The organism is Photobacterium angustum (assembly GCF_003026365.1).
Classification (GTDB): domain Bacteria; phylum Pseudomonadota; class Gammaproteobacteria; order Enterobacterales; family Vibrionaceae; genus Photobacterium; species Photobacterium angustum.
Map to the genome: position 1 here is coordinate 1 of NZ_PYOM01000034.1, position 15,059 is coordinate 15,059.

General features: G+C 38.1%; 12 protein-coding genes. 11 read left to right on the forward strand and 1 reads right to left on the reverse strand.

Going from position 1 to position 15,059, the window contains the following annotated elements; genetic code table 11:
• Positions 1-636 precede the first annotated feature (636 nt).
• The 5 genes from CTN01_RS22245 (at position 637) to CTN01_RS22265 (ending at position 6,506) form a co-directional block, all read left to right on the forward strand.
• Positions 637-1,341: an ABC transporter ATP-binding protein gene (locus CTN01_RS22245; RefSeq protein ID WP_045083652.1), complete on the forward strand. Its 705-nt coding sequence runs from the start codon at positions 637-639 to the stop codon at positions 1,339-1,341.
• The gene (locus CTN01_RS22250; protein ID WP_045149272.1) at positions 1,328-3,817 is read left to right on the forward strand and encodes an ABC transporter permease; all 2,490 of its coding nucleotides are present in this window, start codon (positions 1,328-1,330) and stop codon (positions 3,815-3,817) included. Before CTN01_RS22245 ends, CTN01_RS22250 begins: the two co-directional genes overlap by 14 nt.
• On the forward strand, positions 3,817-4,920 hold the full coding sequence (locus CTN01_RS22255) for a lipocalin-like domain-containing protein (protein ID WP_045149270.1): 1,104 nt from the start codon (positions 3,817-3,819) through the stop codon (positions 4,918-4,920). The genes CTN01_RS22250 and CTN01_RS22255 overlap by 1 nt, the downstream gene beginning before the upstream one ends.
• Positions 4,921-5,106: 186 nt before the next feature.
• Positions 5,107-5,343: a hypothetical protein gene (locus CTN01_RS22260; protein WP_045083649.1), complete on the forward strand. Its 237-nt coding sequence runs from the start codon at positions 5,107-5,109 to the stop codon at positions 5,341-5,343.
• A 506-nt stretch (positions 5,344-5,849) separates the two neighbouring features.
• Complete coding sequence (locus CTN01_RS22265; protein ID WP_045149269.1) at positions 5,850-6,506, forward strand: toxin-antitoxin system YwqK family antitoxin; 657 nt, start codon at positions 5,850-5,852, stop codon at positions 6,504-6,506.
• A 317-nt stretch (positions 6,507-6,823) separates the two neighbouring features.
• Here the strand turns inward: CTN01_RS22265 and CTN01_RS22270 are convergent, their stop codons facing one another.
• Positions 6,824-7,324 (reverse strand): fasciclin domain-containing protein, encoded by a 501-nt coding sequence (locus CTN01_RS22270; RefSeq protein WP_005363854.1) that lies wholly within the window; start codon positions 7,322-7,324, stop codon positions 6,824-6,826.
• Between the two features lie 430 nt (positions 7,325-7,754).
• Here CTN01_RS22270 and CTN01_RS22275 point away from each other — a divergent pair, with 430 nt between their 5' ends.
• The 6 genes from CTN01_RS22275 to btsR all read left to right on the forward strand — a co-directional run bounded on the left by CTN01_RS22275 (position 7,755) and on the right by btsR (position 14,859).
• Entirely contained in the window at positions 7,755-8,534 is a 780-nt protein-coding gene (locus CTN01_RS22275; RefSeq protein ID WP_045083647.1) for a 3-hydroxybutyrate dehydrogenase, read from the forward strand.
• Between the two features lie 98 nt (positions 8,535-8,632).
• The gene (locus tag CTN01_RS22280) at positions 8,633-9,757 is read left to right on the forward strand and encodes a patatin-like phospholipase family protein (RefSeq protein WP_045149268.1); all 1,125 of its coding nucleotides are present in this window, start codon (positions 8,633-8,635) and stop codon (positions 9,755-9,757) included.
• 19 nt (positions 9,758-9,776) lie between these two features.
• Entirely contained in the window at positions 9,777-10,520 is a 744-nt protein-coding gene (locus CTN01_RS22285; protein WP_045149267.1) for an acetoacetate decarboxylase, read from the forward strand.
• 323 nt (positions 10,521-10,843) lie between these two features.
• Complete coding sequence (locus CTN01_RS22290) at positions 10,844-12,328, forward strand: carbon starvation CstA family protein (protein WP_045083645.1); 1,485 nt, start codon at positions 10,844-10,846, stop codon at positions 12,326-12,328.
• Positions 12,329-12,431: 103 nt separating this feature from the next.
• Positions 12,432-14,102 carry a sensor histidine kinase gene (locus tag CTN01_RS22295; RefSeq protein WP_045149265.1) on the forward strand — a complete coding sequence of 557 codons (1,671 nt, stop codon included), beginning with the start codon at positions 12,432-12,434 and terminating at the stop codon, positions 14,100-14,102.
• A 31-nt stretch (positions 14,103-14,133) separates the two neighbouring features.
• On the forward strand, positions 14,134-14,859 hold the full coding sequence (btsR, locus tag CTN01_RS22300; RefSeq protein ID WP_045149264.1) for a two-component system response regulator BtsR: 726 nt from the start codon (positions 14,134-14,136) through the stop codon (positions 14,857-14,859).
• Positions 14,860-15,059 lie beyond the last annotated feature (200 nt).

Here is a 15,059-nt window from a genome sequence, read left to right on the forward strand (position 1 = left end):
AATTTATTATTAAACACATTGAAATCATAAACACCAACAAAAGCAACACGATGCATATAATTTTAGAGTCATAGCTCTTGATGGTAATAAATGTATAATATTGCTAACTAAAAGTTATTTTTATTACCCATAGCAATTTATCGCCCACACAAACATGTAATAATATTAATGAATTACTCAAAAATATTACAAATAGTAAATAAAGATTAAGATTTATTAACAGAGAAGGGTGTTGATTAAGTTTTATTTTTTGTGATTAAGCTCAAAAATGTTACCAAGCTTATTATTGCTGCGCTCAATGCAAATGGATGAGTATGGTCATAATTCTTTACCTTTAATATTCTCCCCATCAAATAAAACATAATTCGATAGTAAAAAATCACTCGCCCATCAATTAAAAACATTGTAATAAAATGTGTTCATGATGCTTATCCGTAAATGATTTTTGATCCTAAATATAAAAACAAACGTTAAACAATCGTCTCCTATTATCAAATAGGATTTTATTTATATTCTTTTGGTGACGGTTATCTACTCCTTCTTGGGTAAAGATTGTCTAAAATTAAAAAGTGTTTATTAATCACGAAAATTTGCACCACATTTATCTATATTAAGATCAGAAAAATGGAGAAAATCATGGAAGATAAGCTTGTTTCTCTAATTAATACTTCTAAATTTTTTGTCGATGGAAAAGACTCTCATCGCGTATTGGATAATGTTAATTTTCAAGTTTCGCGTGGCGAAAGTGCTGCTTTAACTGGGACGAGTGGAAGTGGAAAAAGCACGATTCTTAATATTATTGCAGGCTTTGAACCTTTAACGGATGGGGAATTATGGCTAAATAGTGAAAATACGGGGTCTTGGAACGATCAACAATGGAGCTATTTTCGCTTTCAAACACTAGGGATTATCTTCCAACAATTTAATTTGCTAACCCCACTTAATGTCAGGCAAAACATTGCCTTTCCCCTTTCTTTAAATCGACAGCCTTGGGATAACTGGTGTGATCATTTAGTCGATGTTCTTCAAATCAGATCGCTACTCGATAGGCACGTTTCTTCACTCTCTGGAGGTCAGCAACAACGTGTTGCAATAGCGAGAGCACTGGCACACAAACCACAACTGTTATTAGCAGATGAACCAACGGGGAATCTCGATCAAAATGCTGGCATTGAAGTCATGCGATTACTCAATGAGCTAATAGATGAGTGTAATACCGCGCTCATCCTAGTGACACACAGTCAAGAATGCGCTGATTTTATGCAAACTCATTACCATTTACTAAATGGTCAGCTCATCAAATCCAACAACAAAGACGAGCCGCACTATGCAACGATTTAATATTCGCCATATTCGTGTGGTATTACATTTATTTCTTGCTCACTATCGACAAGCGCCACTTCAGGCTGCGGCCATTGTTATCGGTATTGTGCTCGCTGTAACCTTATTTGTGGCCGTCCAAGCGATTAATCTTAATGCCAAACGCAGTTATGCAGAATCAACAGAGCAGCTAAGTGCGCAAGCGACTCACCTTATTTTACCCTTATCAGGCCAACGCTATCTTTCTCAATCTTTGTACTTTTTATTAAGGCAACATGGACTTAGCGATTCACTGCCAGTAATTGAGGGGCGAGTTAGCGATTCAAAAGGGCGTAGTTTATCGGTTCAGGGGAGTGATCTTATTGCAGCGATTTCCTCATTAGATCGCAATAAAAGTAAGGCTACCAATACGCGAGAGGTTTCCATTTTTAATGATGGTCTTCCCATTGCGGAATTATTAATGGGTAAACCGATTATTTTAATGAGCCAATCCCAATACGTGCGTATGGGGAGTAAAGCAGAGCTCATACTTAATGACATAAAAACACAGGTGATCCCTTTACCTGATGAGTGGCAGCTTGGTAATCGCCTATTAACTGATATTAGTTTTGCTCAACAGTTACTTAATAAGCCTGAACAGTTAAGTTATATTGCCGTTTTTGAGGGAGCGGTCAATCACAAAGATAAATGGATTCAACTTTTGAATGAACGAGCGAAGTGGGTCAGCAATAATCAAAGTGCAGATCTTCGTTCACTTACTGATAGTTTTCACCTCAACTTAACAGCAATGAGTCTACTCGCATTTTTAGTTGGTTTGTTCATTGCCTACAACGGTGTAAGGTATAGCTTACTGAAACGTAATCGCCTGCTCGTTCAAATCCAACAAGCAGGTCTGACGCCTTCAAATGTGATTATGGCGTTATTTATAGAGTTAACGTTTTTAGTACTTATTGGTGCCACACTTGGCTTTATACTGGGTATTCAACTCAGCCATTGGTTGCACCCCACTGTAGCACTGACACTAGAGCAACTCTATGGCGCAACGCTTCTTCCTGATACGTGGCAGTGGCAGTGGTGGGCTCAAGCCTTACTTTTGACGCTCATTGCCACATTAGCAGCTTGTTGGCAGCACTTTAACCAACGTGTTCACCAACCATTATCTTCTCATGGGGGCTTTTACCAAGCACCGTCACCGTCTAATGAAAACACTCTCTTTTTATATGGTGTCGCCCTCACTACCCTATCGTTACTTGGAATGTGGTTCACCGAGCACCATCGTTTCACTATGTTTTGGCTAGGGATCTTAGTTATTTCGATACCTTTATATCTTCCCAAGTCTCTACTAACGTTGGCGAGGTTAAGTGAAAGGAAAACATCCCCAGGATTACTCAACTACCTCTTTGCAGAACTTCGTGAGCTGATCTCCCCATTATCATTAGCCATGATGGCTTTACTATTGGCCGTTACTGCCAATATTGGTATGAATACTTTAGTGGGTAGTTTTGAATCCACTTTAAAACGATGGCTAGAACAAAAGCTTCATGCCGATATTTATATTAGCCCGACTCAGGCAGAATTAGCACAACTTGATGGCTCACTTGAACATATTGATAATATTGAAAAAGTTTATAAGCAATTTTACGTCAATGAACACCTACAAGGCTTACCTATTATATTAGGAACCAAGGACGAAGATTCATTAGCGCAAACACTGCAACTGAAAGCTGTAATACCTGATTTTTGGCAACAATTTTACGCTGATAAGGTTGCCGCTATCAGTGAGCCGACAGCCATCAAGCTTGGGCTCTCTCTGGGCAGTGAATTGAAACTGGAAGCATTTCAACAACCCATTTTACGTGTCGGGGCGATTTTTTATGACTATGGCTCACCGAATGGAGAAGTACTTATTTCTCCTCAGCTATGGCAAAAAAAAGGATTTACCGATACACCGACCAGCCTTGGCGTAAAAGTCTCTGGCGAGCATGAGGTGGTTTTAAAGCAGTTAGAAGATCAACTCAATTTGCACCCTAGTCAGCTCTATGAACAATCACAAATAAAAACCATTGCATTGAATATCTTTTCACAAACATTCGCCATTACTCGCGCATTAAATGGTGTGACCTTGATGGTCGCTGTAATAGGACTGTTTAGTTCTTGCTTTATGTTGCTCGAAGCACGCAAAGCGTCAATTGCACGCCTTTATGCTCTTGGAATAAGTCGAAGAAAATTGATGTATATGACAACCGGACAAATCGTCGCACTGGTGACGTTCACTTTGTTGATTGCATTGCCTCTGGGCGCGTTAGTGGGATATGTGCTGACTGACATTGTGACATTAAGAGCTTTTGGATGGAGTTTGCATTATCTATGGCGTTGGGAAGATGCGTTAAGTATTGCAATAATGACGATTCTTATTGCTGTCATCGCCACCTTACTTCCACTTTGGCGACTAGTCAGTCAGCCAATGGTCTCCAGCTTACAAAGTGAGGTCATGTAATGAAGCGAATGTATTTGTTCTATAGCTTGGTTTTTATATTCTTAATTGGCTGCGATAAACAATCGACAAAAAGTATGGGGGTGATATTAAGTCCAACGGCCAGTGATGAAACGCAAACGGCATTTGCAAAGGTTAAAAAAGGCGTTGATATTGTCTTTCCTGACGATCATAGAGCACATAATGAATTTCGTCATGAATGGTGGTATCTGACCGCAAATTTAGTCGACGATGAGGGACAAGCGTTAGGCATTCAGTGGACACAATTTCGTTTTGCAACGTCTCCTCCATCTGCTAACGCTCATCAAGCAGCGAGCACTTGGCAAAGTCAACAGATCTATATGGCGCACAGTGCGGTGACGACAACAGATCAACATTTGGCTGCTGAAAAGTGGTCTCGGGATCAACCCGCTTTAGCTGGTATAGAATCACAACCCTTTAGAGCCTATCTTGACGATTGGCAGTGGCTTTCTTCAACGAAGGATCTGTTTCCAGCAACACTCAACGTTAAGGACAAGCGGTTCGGATATTCTTTAACCTTAACAACCGATGCGCCTTATCATAAGCAAGGAGACAATGGATTTAGCATCAAAAGCCAAGATGGAAAAGTCGCGTCATATTACTACAGCCAGCCTTTTATCAAAGTAACAGGCGAAGTGACTATTGATGGTAAGCAATATCAGGTATCAGGAACGGGCTGGATTGATAGAGAGTGGAGCTCTCAGTTCCTACTTGATTCTCAACAAGGCTGGGACTGGTTTGCTATAAGGTTATCCAATAGTGAAAGCCTGATTGTTTTCCAACTCCGAGACTCCAATACAGGTAAAGCTAGCTACCAACACGCTAAAATAATGCGTCGTAATGGTGAAAACGCCATCATCAATTCAGAAGATATACATTTACGTCCTCTTGCATATACGAAGATTAATGATCGCTCCTACCCAACAGAATGGCAACTCGCAATACCAAGCCAAAAGATCGATCTCGTTTTATCTGCACTTAATCCAAATGCAAAAATGCCCTTAACCATTCCCTATTGGGAAGGGCCTATCATTATTAAAGGCTCGCATCGTGCTGAAGGCTACATGGAGCTAACGGGGTATTAGTTAAAAGGTGAACTGTATCAACATTTAGTCAATACGATGAGTTAATATTAGAAATATATATCGTTATATTACCTAAATATTAGATCTAGATCGCTTTCATTATTCTTTGATATTTCTATTAGACGATATAAATAATATAATAACTATAAAATAAGAATTAATTCTAAAATCTATTAAGGATTTATAATGGAAATTCGTGAGTTTAAAATAACAGGTATTATTCAACAAGGAACAAATCATCGAGAAATTGATTCTATAATAGACTCAACGACCAGTATCGAAGCTTTCAATACTTTCATCAATGAAAACCCTACAATAAGAAATGGCTTCAGACTTGAACGTCACAATAACCATGGTAATGCTGATACCGCGATTTACGTTAACGCTTCCGATATGACCAAGCTAACCATACAGATAGGTTAACCCATTGTTTTAACTGTAACAATTAATTTCAAATAGACTGGTACGCAACTTAGATCACATAAATTAAATCAAACACCTTATCCCACCTAAGTTTGATTAGATTGCAACCAGTCTGGAATTATGACTAATAAATTTCATATGGTATATAATTACAGCTAAAAGCTCGTTTATGAATGCTTTTTACTTTGCGTTTAAATTAAAGTTAATATTATCGTAATAAATTTTTAATCGTATAGAATAGAAAAATTAACCAATATCATATCTAAATTTTCACCTGTAAATAATATCTCTACTAATTTTAAAAATTCTAAATTAAGAAATATTTTTAAAAAAAGTAAAAAAGCTTTAGCACTTAATCCCCTATTTCAATTTAAAAAACTCAGCGTACAAGGTGCAAAAGTAAGCTCTAGACAAATTTTTGTCCTCAACTCTCACTGATGATGCTTCGACGAAACAAAGCTAAAACTATAATTCTCTAATCATAGTGGATTAAGTAGGGTGACAAGATGAAAAAAATAATAGCCTTGCTCACAACGTTATTACTGGTTGTTCCAATTGTATCTTTTGCCGCTATTCACAAAACATACTACCCCACAGGTGAACTAAGAAGCCTAGATAACTATGTGAACGGTAAGCTAGAAGGGCTACGAAAAGGCTTTTATAAAAATGGCGTGTTAAGAACTGAAGGCTATTTTAAAAATGGCAAACCCGAGGGCATGGTGAAGAGTTATTACGACAATGGAGCACTTCAGCTTATTGGCTATTTTCGTAACGGCTACCCACAAGGACCCAGCAAAATTTACTATAAAAGTGGCGCATTAAAATACGAAGAAAACTATCTTAATGGGCAAACGCATGGGCTGTTAAAAGCTTACTACGAACATGGTGGGATCAAACTTGAAGAGAACTACTATAAAGGTAAACCTAGAGGTAGTTTAAAGGGCTACTATGATGACGGTACACTGGAATTTGAAGAAAATTACCGCAGAGGTCAGCTTAATGGCATAGCAAAAAGCTATTTTAGAAATGGGCAGTTAAAGGTTGAAGAATATTATGTTGATGGTAAAAAAAATGGGGTAGTAAAAATATACAATAAGCAAGGCGATCAAATTGGTCGATTACGTTATAAGAACGATGAATTAATTGACAGCAATAAGCCATAGCTCATAACAACGTGGGATTAGTAAAACTGATCACGTTACTTTGAATCCCAACTGTAGAACCTTGGCACATGAATAGGCAGGAGATACGGAAAATGTCTATCTCGATGAATTATGTTGTGCGCTCAAACATTCCGTTTACCCTGAGTAACATACATTCTAAAAAGACAATAATGTAAGTTAGTTTATTGGAAGAAAAACACTTTGTTTATCGAATAACAAAATGGATAGCAGCATTAGCTCCTATCCATTTTTAAATTAAGACTAGACACATTTATCAAGGGGGAATCAATAAAGTGATATTATTTAAAATATGTTATCTAGTTACTCGACGGTATTAATACGCTGTCAATTACGTGAATCACACCATTGCTGGCTTTCACATCGGGTTTAATAACCTTTGCATCATTAATCATTACATTGCCGTCATCAACAGTAATTTTCACTTTTTGACCTTCAAGCGTTGTCGCGTCATTTAATTTAACCACATCATTTGCCATAACTTTTCCAGATATAACGTGGTAAGTGAGGATATCAATTAGCTTTTGTTTATTCTCGGGCTTTAGCAAAGTTTCAACAGTACCAGCAGGGAGTTTGCTAAATGCTTCATCTGTTGGCGCTAATACCGTAAATGGTCCCGTTCCCTTGAGTGTATCAACCAGACCCGCAGCTTTTACGGCAGTAACAAGCGTGGTAAATGAGCCATTTCCAACGGCAATATCAACAATATCCTCTTTCTCTCCATGATGCCCTGCGTAAGCATTAACACTGACTAAACTTCCTACTAAAATCGATGCTGAAATAAGTACTGTTTTTAACATGGTTAACCCTCTATCGACTAAGAAATTAAATGTTACAGTTTCATTTACGTATTCATTTTTTAGAAGGATCAACAACGGGTGAGATAAATTTTACTTCGTAAAGGGCCTACCACTAGATAGCTATCAATAATTAGATAAAGAAACGGTAGCCAATATTTTATATTATTAATATCAAAGCATAAAAATAATAACATCTTTATCAATTAATTTTATTTTCATAAAAAATTTTCTTTTTGTTGAAATTTAAATACTACTTAACACTGACGTATTTATACTTAATAGATATTGAACAAATTCAAATTAAAATAATTATTACACTTTTAATTAAATGAAAGTTTACATTACTTTTTTGATCGCTTTTTAATTCTATTTCTTATGTATATTAAATATAACACCGCTTAAAAAACACACAATATAAAAGGGGTTATATATGAAATTAGAAAATAAAGTCGCTATTATTACAGGTGCTGCAAGTGGAATTGGTCGCGCTATTGCTTTTGAATATGCTAAAGAAGGCGCTAAAGTTATTGTTGCCGATTTAGATATTAATGCTGCGGAAGAAACGGTCGCAGAAATAAAAAATAACGGTTCAGAAGCGCTCGCTATTTCAATGAACGTGACCAATGAAGAGCAAGTAAATAATGATATTCAAACGGTTATTGATATTTTTGGCCGAATCGATATTTTAGTTGCTAATGCGGGATATCAACATATCGCGTCTGTTGAAGAATTAACGTATCAACAATGGAAAGATTTACTCTCAGTACACTTAGATGGTGCATTCTTAACAACCAAAGCGTGTTTAAAACACATGTACAAACAAAAATCGGGCTCAATTATTTATATGGGCTCAGTTCATAGTAAAGAAGCCTCTAAATTAAAAGCTCCTTACGTTACAGCAAAACATGGTTTGATTGGCTTATGTGAAGTTGTTGCAAAAGAAGGCGCTGAATATAACGTTAGAGCAAATGTTATTTGCCCCGGTTACGTTAAAACCCCACTAGTCGAAAAACAAATTCCAGAACAAGCAAAAGAGTTAGGCATCACTGAAGATGAAGTCGTTAAAAATGTGATGTTAAAAGATACGGTTGATGGACAATTTTCAACGATGAAAGACATCGCGCAAGCTGCTGTTGTGTTTGCTAGTTGGGAAACCAATGCCTTAACAGGGCAATCTCTTGTCGTTAGTCATGGCTGGTTTATGCAATAACAATATTTATTTTTTATTTCTCCCTCTGACTTTGAATTTTCATTTCACGGTTCAAAGTCAGCCACACGTATTTAGCCATTTTCTATAAGGCATTATTAATGCAGAATAAAACCAATAAAAAGATTGTTTATGTCTTCCAAGGTGGCGGAGCATTAGGCTCTTATCAATTAGGGGCGTTTCAAGCGTTAAATGAAAAAGGCTTTGCCCCAGATTCTATTATCGGTATTTCTATCGGCGCGATTAATGCCGCCATTATTGCGGGTAATAAACCAGAAAATAGATTGAAGAATCTTGAGATATTTTGGGAAAGAGTGACCTCTTCCATGTCTTTTTCAAATCTCTTTTTTAACTTCAATAATAAAATGAAAAACTGGGCAGATGCACAACAAGCAATATGGCAAGGTCAACCCGGTTTTTTTAAACCTAAAATATGGCCAAGCGAATTTGAAACTTATGAAACATCAGAGTTGAGTTACTATGACACTTCGCCATTAAAAGAAACGCTCAATGAATTGATCGATTTTGATTATTTAAATCAAAAAGAAGTCAGATTAAGTCTCTGTGCGGTCGATCTTGAAAGTGGTGATTTTAAAACATTCGATAGTTTTCATGAAACCATCACGGCTGATCATATTATGGCAAGTGGTGCGATGCCACCGGGCTTTCCACCTGTTGAAATTGATGGAAAATATTATATCGATGGTGGGTTATATTCAAATACACCCATTATGTCGATATTAGAAAGAATATTGAATAATCCTGATGGTCGTCGAAATAAGTTGTGTTTCATGGTGGACTTATTTTCAGCCAAAGGTGAATTACCAACTAACATGAATGCATTAACTGAAAGAGTAAAAGACATTCAATTTTCTTCAAGAACTCGAAGGGCATCTTATCTTTATTCAACCTCTAAAAATCTGTGTTCTGCGATTACTTACTTAACGCAATTTTTATCGGAAGAAGATAAGAAAGATCCCAAAGTTCAAGAAATATTAAAATTAAGTCATACCAATAGCCTCGAGATTGTTCATTTAATTTATCACTCTCAACAAGCTGAACTAGAAAGTAAAGACTATAACTTCAGCAAAGAAAATTATTATCGCCATCGAGATAATGGTTACAAAGACACTCTCGCACTTTATCAAAAAGATCATAAACAATGGTTAATCGATGAAAATGATAACGATATCCATATTTATACCTTGGATGAAGATCTTATTTAAAAACAGATAGAGATAAAATATGAAAATAGAACAAATAAAAAATAATGCTTTTTCTATGCCGATCACAACCCCCTCGGCACCTCTCATCGATTATAAATTTAAAGATAGAGAGTATCTGATCATCTCTTATGAAACTGACATCGAATTATTAAAAGAAGTGGTACCAGAGCCCTTAAAAGTGATCAGCAACGTCGTACATTTTGAATTTATGAAAATGCCAGATTCTGCTGGATTTGGGAGCTTTAAAGAATCAGGTCAAGTGATTGAAGTTGAGTACAATGGTAGGAAAGGACTTTATAGTCACCTGATGTTTGTTGATGATGTCGCTTCTATTGTTGCCGGCAGAGAAGTTTGGGGATTTCCTAAAAAATACGGTTTTCCGTCACTAGATGTCGATGTTGACACCCTCACAGGACGATTGAAATATAATCAAACCGAAATCGCTATTGGCACAATGGGTTATAAATATTATGAAGGTGATATTGCTGCAACAAAATCAGCACTCGAAACCACACCTAATTATATTTTAAAGGTAATCCCCAGCGTAACAGGTAAAGGCACTGACGTTTGCCAATTAATTGAATATTACATGGCAGATGTAAACGTTAAAGGCGTGTGGACAGGCCCTGCAGCGCTTCAGTTATTCGAACATGCCTTAGCGCCAGTCGCTCAACTACCTATCAAAAAAGTCATTGGTGGTAAGCATCAGATCGTCGACTTTACGCTTTCATACGGTAACGTTTTGTTCGATTATCTCAAATAGTTTTATTCTATATTCATTGTTATGAATGCATTTTTCCCTTAGAAAATCATCAGATAATATGATCGTTATCCTCATAAATCGGAATCGGCATAACGACATCGCTTATGTGATGATTTTCTCATTTCGCAGTTCGTTACTTATCAATTGCGCTATCGATTTCATCAACTTTCTAGCTCTCGTCCACTCTATACCAAACCACTTAACCTTCCCTATAACCACTCATCGCACTATCCTGCCACTCACCTATTAACTAAATGCAGCTAACTAAAAAGGCAAATACCATACACCCTAGCTTCCCCCCTACAATATTAAGGACAATTGCTATGATGTGGTTTCTGACCTGTGTCGCCGCGCTTATTGGTGGCTACTTTATTTACGGTGCTTTCGTAGAGAAAGTATTCGGTATAAAAGAACACCGTAAAACCCCTGCACATACCAAAACAGATGGTGTCGACTTTGTTCCTATGTCGACAAAGCGTGTCTACCTCGTTCAGCTACTCAATATCGCCGGTGTTGGTCCTATTTTTGGCCCTATCATGGGTGCGCTGTATGGCCCTGCAGCAATGCTCTGGATTGTGGTTGGCTGTATTTTCGCAGGTGCTGTTCACGATTACTTCTCTGGTATGTTATCTATCCGTAATGGTGGCGCATCAGTACCAAGCATTACAGGTCGTTACTTAGGCAATGGCGCAAAACACTTTATGAACCTTTTTGCCATTGTTCTACTCTTGCTTGTCGGTGTGGTCTTTGTTTCTGCTCCTGCTGATATGATCACTAACCTTATTAACGACCAAACCAGCCTAAGCGTTAACGTAACTACTATGGTTGTGCTTATTTTTGGTTACTACATTCTGGCAACGATTGTGCCTGTTGATAAGATCATTGGTCGCTTCTACCCATTATTTGGTGCACTTCTAATTTTTATGTCTGTGGGCTTAATGGCAGCCATTGCGTTCTCTAGTGAACATACTGTAATGGGTGATTTCAAAGTGAGCGAAATGTTCACTAACTTAAACCCGAATGACATGCCACTATGGCCTGCATTGTTCATTACTATCGCTTGTGGTGCTATCTCTGGTTTCCATGCGACACAATCGCCATTAATGGCGCGCTGTATGCACAATGAGAAAAATGGCCGCTTCGTATTCTATGGTGCCATGATCGGTGAAGGTGTGATTGCGCTAATTTGGTGTGCTATTGCCCTATCTTTCTTCGGCTCGCTTGAGTCACTTTCTGAAGCGGTAAAAAATGGTGGTCCTGGTAACGTAGTTTACAGTGCATCTTTTGGTTTACTGGGTACGTTTGGTGGCGTCTTAGCGTTCTTAGGTGTTGTGATTCTGCCTATTACCTCTGGTGATACCGCGTTTCGTTCAAGCCGTTTGATCTTAGCTGAGTACTTCAACGTTGAGCAAAAAACACTACGTAATCGTCTACTAATGGCTATTCCATTGTTTGTATTAGGTGGCATTTTAACCCAAGTCGATTTCGGGATTATCTGGCGTTACTTCGGCTTTGCTAACCAAACCACTGCTGTAATGATGCTTTGGACGGCTTCTGCTTACTTGCTTCGCCATAATAAGTTGCACTGGATCACGACAGTTCCAGCCATCTTTATGACAACGGTATGTGTGACCTTCATTTTAAATAACAGCACATTAGGTTTCGGCTTACCAATGCAGATCTCAACCATCGTCGGTATCGTATTCTCGCTATTCGTAACAGGTTACGTAATAAAAATCTCGAAAGGCAAAGGTGATACTGACTTTGCAGATGAGGAAGAAATAAAAGCAACCTCAGAAACGGCATAACACACATATTAATTTGCTTGATTCCTCGATCTAAGAGCCTGCGCACCGCAGGCTTTTTTTGTTTGCCTTACAATCGCGCATTATTTTTATCATGAGCTCCAATATGGAATTGATAGTCTCTTTGCTACAGCAAATGTGTGTTTACTTAGTACTGGCTTATATGCTGAGTAAAACCCCCATTATTCTACCTTTGTTGAGCATTTCTTCTCGTTTAAGCCATAAGCTAATCTGTTATGTACTGTTTTCTGGTTTTTGTATTCTCGGTACCTACTTTGGCTTACATATCGACGATGCAATTGCCAACACTCGTGCTATTGGTGCCGTTATGGGTGGGCTTTTTGGCGGCCCTGTGGTGGGTTTTGCGGTGGGTTTAACGGGCGGTATTCATCGCTATACTCTTGGTGGCTTTACCGATCTTGCTTGTACCATTTCGACCACTGCTGAAGGCTTAATTGGTGGCTTATTACATGTCTACCTGCTAAAACGTAACAAAGGCGCATTGTTATTTAACCCTTGCATGGTGTTTGGTGTCACCTTTGTTGCTGAAGTAGTGCAGATGATCATCTTAATCACTGTCGCCAAACCTTTTGACCAAGCCTATGAGCTCGTTTCTACCATTGCCGTTCCAATGATCATTTCCAATTCCGTAGGTGCGGCACTGTTTATGAGTATTCTGCAAGATCGTAAAACAATCTTTGAAAAATACTCTGCGGCCTTTTCTCGCCGTGCTTTAACCATTGCAGATCGCTCAGTTGGTATTCTTAGTACAGGCTTTAACAGTGACAATGCCAATAAGATCGCGCGTATTATTTATGAAGAAACCAAGGTCGGTGCCGTTGCAATCACAGACCAAGAAAAACTTTTAGCCTTCGTGGGTATAGGGGATGATCACCATAAGCCAAACACCCCTATCTCTTCACAAAGCACCTTAGATTCAATAGAACAAAATGACATCATCTACCTTGATGGCCGTGATTCCCCTTATCAATGCTCTCTCGCCCATGACTGTAAACTGGGATCGGCACTGATCATACCACTACGCGCAGGCAATCAAGTTGTCGGCACCATTAAGTTATATGAGCCAAAACGAAAACTGTTTTCAACCGCTAACATGTCGATGGCAGAAGGTATTGCACAACTACTATCAAGCCAAATTCTTTACGGTGATTACTTACAGCAACAAGCCTTATTATCACAAGCCGAAATTAAACTGCTACATGCGCAAGTGAATCCTCACTTTTTGTTTAATGCCCTTAATACCATCAGTGCCATCACAAGACGCGATCCAGATAAAGCCCGTGAACTTATTCAAAACTTATCGCAATTTTTCCGTAGTAACTTAAAGCAAAACATTAACACCGTGACGCTGCGAGAAGAGTTGGAGCACGTAAACGCCTACCTCACTATAGAAAAAGCCCGTTTTACTGATCGCCTTGACGTCGACATCAATATTCAACATGAATTACTTGATACCAAACTGCCCAGTTTTACGCTTCAACCTCTGGTAGAGAACGCGATCAAACACGGTATTTCTAATCTATTAGAAGGTGGAGTCGTGAAAATCTATAGCCAACCCCACCCATTAGGTTACGAAATCACGGTTGAAGATAATGCTGGAAGTTATCAGCCACCAGCAGATAGCCATATCGGATTGGGGATGGAGATAGTCGATAAACGCTTATCCAATCAATTTGGTCGTGATTCAGCGCTAAAAATCACATGCACACAGCACCAATTTACCCAAATAAGTTTTATTATCCCCAACGCACAATAAATACAGCAAAGCACATAAAAGGTAAGGTTGGATGTTAACTGCTCTCGTCATTGATGATGAACAATTTGCCCGTGAAGAGCTGGCAGAGTTATTGGAAGAAACAGGCTATGTTACGGTAATTGGTGAAGCGCCAAACGCTATCATTGGGCTAAAGAAAATCAATGAGCTAAAGCCGGATATTGTCTTTGTTGATATTCAAATGCCTCAAGTTACAGGTATTGAACTATTAAGCATGCTCGATCCTGAAACTATGCCTTATGTGGTGTTTGTAACCGCTTACGATCACTATGCTATTCAAGCCTTTGATGAGAATGCTTTTGATTATTTATTGAAGCCGGTTAATCCAAGTCGTTTAACCAAAACAGTGAGTCGTTTACATAAAGTGATACAACAATCAACGCCTCAGCAAGCCATCTCCGCTATTGCGCCGAATAAGCTCGATCAAATCCCCTGCATTGGTCATAACCGTATTGTGATTCTTACCACCGACACAGTGGAATGCGCCTATAGCGATATCAGTGGTGTGCAAGTACGTTCCAATAATCAAACCGCTAGCACACAGCTCACCTTAAAAACATTGGAAGAAAAAACACCGTTAGTGCGTTGTCATCGTCAGTATCTGGTGAATATCAAAATGATCAGTGAAATTAAGTTATTAGAAAATGGATTAGCTGAAATTATTACAAAAACAGGGTATGAACTTCCCGTTAGCCGTCGCTACCTTTCAGTACTTAAAAAGCTAATCGGTATTTTGTAAATCACATTACTTTTATTGAAAATAATGGTCTTATAAATCAAATTAATTGACGTATAGGACTATTTCTATAACTTAACCCCATTAATAAATGTTATTGAAAAACAAAATAAAACAAGCACTTATTACACGTTCAATTTATATAAGTAAATACTATAACAATAATTTTTAATATGCCCCCATATAAAAGCTTTATATTATAT